At 68.0% G+C, this 2443-nt stretch carries 4 protein-coding genes; 2 read left to right on the top strand and 2 right to left on the bottom strand.

Annotated features, from left to right (window positions below):
• A partial coding sequence (locus VGC47_14980) for a formimidoylglutamate deiminase (protein HEX9856613.1) occupies positions 1-210 on the top strand: 210 nt, incomplete at its 5' end.
• 16 nt (positions 211-226) lie between these two features.
• Here VGC47_14980 and VGC47_14975 read toward each other — a convergent pair.
• Positions 227-1447 carry a sigma-70 family RNA polymerase sigma factor gene (locus VGC47_14975; GenBank protein HEX9856612.1) on the bottom strand — a complete coding sequence of 407 codons (1221 nt, stop codon included), beginning with the start codon at positions 1445-1447 and terminating at the stop codon, positions 227-229.
• A gap of 8 nt (positions 1448-1455) precedes the next feature.
• Complete coding sequence (locus VGC47_14970) at positions 1456-1812, bottom strand: YciI family protein (GenBank protein ID HEX9856611.1); 357 nt, start codon at positions 1810-1812, stop codon at positions 1456-1458.
• 277 nt (positions 1813-2089) lie between these two features.
• On the opposite strand from VGC47_14970, the gene mraZ reads away from it, so the two are divergent.
• Positions 2090-2443 (top strand): division/cell wall cluster transcriptional repressor MraZ (gene mraZ, locus VGC47_14965; protein HEX9856610.1); only part of this gene is annotated, 354 nt, incomplete at its 3' end.

Raw genomic sequence — 2443 nt, 5'->3', positions numbered from 1 at the left:
GCCGACTTCGTGGCGCTCGACGTCGAGGGCTCGATCCGACTGGCGGGTGCCGCAGATTCCGATCTCGTGGACCATGTCGTGTTCGCGGCGGCGCCGAGCGACGTCACGGAGGTCGTCGTCGGAGGGCGCCCCGTGGTGTCCGCCGGAAGACATGTGGCAGGCGACGTGGCCGCCATGCTCGCTCGAGCGATCTCCCGGGTGCGCCGGTAGCGAGCGCCCCGGGCGCTCAGCCGAGCCGCATCGCGCCGAGACGCCTGGCGAGGTGCTCTCGTTCTGCGGCGTTCGTGACGAGGGCGAGCGCCTGGTTGAAGGCCGCCGCCGCTTCGGGGGCTCGCCCGAGCCGCTCGAGGAGGTCGGCCCGCGCTGCGTGGAAGAGGTGGTACCCGTCCAGGTCGAGGCCGTCGACGATGTCGAGGGCCGCTCGTGGGCCGTTGAGCTCGGCGATGGCGATGGCACGGTTGAGCGCCACGATCGGAGTGGGGGTGCAGGCGGTGAGCTGGTCGTAGAGCTGCACGATCTGTCCCCAATCCGTGGCGCCGGCCGAGGCGGCGTCGGCGTGCACGGCCGCGATGGCCGCCTGGATCTGGTAGGGGCCCGGCATGTCTCGCCGCAGGCAGGCACGGACGATGGAGTGGCCCTCTGCGATGAGGCCGGCATCCCACGCCGACCTGTCCTGATCGGCGAGCCTGACGAGGGAGCCATCCGCGGTGACGCGTGCCGGGCGGCGAGCCTCGGTGAGCAACATCAGCGCCAGCAGGCCGAGCGCCTCCGGCTCGTCCGGCATCAGCTCCACGATCAGCCTGCACAGCCGGACGGCCTCTGCGCACAGCTCCGTACGAATGAGGTCGTCGCCGGTGGTCGCCGTGTGGCCTTCGTTGAAGACGAGGTAGACGACGGCGAGCACCGATCTGAGCCGGTCGGGAAGCTCGGCATCGCCGGGAACCCGGTAGGGGATGTTGTTCGCCCGGATCTTGTTCTTCGCCCTCACGAGCCGCTGCGCCATGGTCGTCTCCGAGACCACGAAGGCCCGTGCGATCTCGAACGTCTGGAGCCCTGCGATGAGCCGGAGGGTCAGGGCGATCTGGGCGTGGGTGGAGAGTGCGGGATGACAGCACGTGAAGATCAGCCTGAGTCGGTCGTCGTCCAGGCGCCCTACGTCCATCGGCTCGGCCTTGGCGTAGAGCCGAGCGGCCTGCTCGTGGCGATGCTTCCGCGAGGACTCGCGGCGCAGGCGATCGATCGCTTTGTTGCGCGCAGTGGTGATGATCCAGCCGGCGGGACTCGGTGGCAGGCCCTCGTCCGGCCACCGCCGCAGGGCGATCTCGAAGGCCTCCTGGACCGCTTCTTCGGCGACGTCGATGTCGCCGAAGAAGCGGACCAGACTGGCCACGGCTCGCCCTGACTCGTCACGGAACACCCGCCCGACGTCGATGTTGTCGACCCCCACCGGAATCCTCAGGCCTCGGGCTCGTCCTGGAATGGACGCACCTCCACAGGTCCCCGGCAAGCGGCTGAAGCCTCGGCGGCGAGTGCGAGCGCCGCGTCGAGGTCGGGGGCCTCGACGACCCAGAAGCCGCCGATCTGCTCCTTCGCCTCGGCGAACGGCCCGTCGCTCGTGATGACGTCACCGCTCGTTGCATCGACGACCGTCGCCGTCGATGGCGGGTGGAGTCCCCCTGCGAACACCCAGAGGCTCTGGTCCTGCAGCTTGCGATTGAAGACGTCGACGTCGGCATAGAGCTGCTCCATGACCTCCGGCGGCGGCGTCTCCAGATCCTCGTTGTACTGCACCGACAGCAGGTATTGCGTCATGACGACCTCCTCGACTTCCGGGACGGCACCTTGCCGTCCTCTCGGGACCTATACGAACGCATACCCGGTCGATCGACACGGGATCCCGAGAAATCTCGATGGTACGACCTGCCCACCGGGCCACCGTCTGCCCGGGGAGCGGGGTCGGGATGGGTCGAGCGACCCAAATGGGGGTTTTGGGGGCGCCAATGTGGTGAAGAAGGTTGACAAGTGGGACGATAGGGAGCAAAGTGGGGCCTCGTGGGAGATGATGATCTAGTGACGGAGATCAGTTCGCGTGTTTCTCGGGGAGTACCAGCATTCGCTCGATTCGAAAGGCCGAGTGGTTCTCCCGCGCAAGTTCCGGGACGATCTCGAAGGCGGGTGCGTGGTCACGAAGGGCCAGGAGCACTGCCTCTACCTCTTCACCATGGAGGCCTGGCGCGACGAGGTCGCCAGGTTGAGCAGGTTGCCGAGAACAGATGGGCGGGCCAGGAAACTCACCCGATCGTTCTTCGCGGCGGCGAGCGACCAGACCCTCGACAAGCAGGGCCGCATCCAGCTGTCGGACGGGCTCAGGGGCTACGCCTCGCTGGAGAAGGACGTGACGATCGTCGGCGTGGCGGACCGGGTCGAGATCTGGTCGACCCCG

This window comes from Acidimicrobiia bacterium, assembly GCA_036396535.1.
GTDB lineage: Bacteria > Actinomycetota > Acidimicrobiia > Spongiisociales > UBA5794 > DASWKR01.
This window is presented reverse-complemented; position numbering and strand designations above follow the sequence as displayed.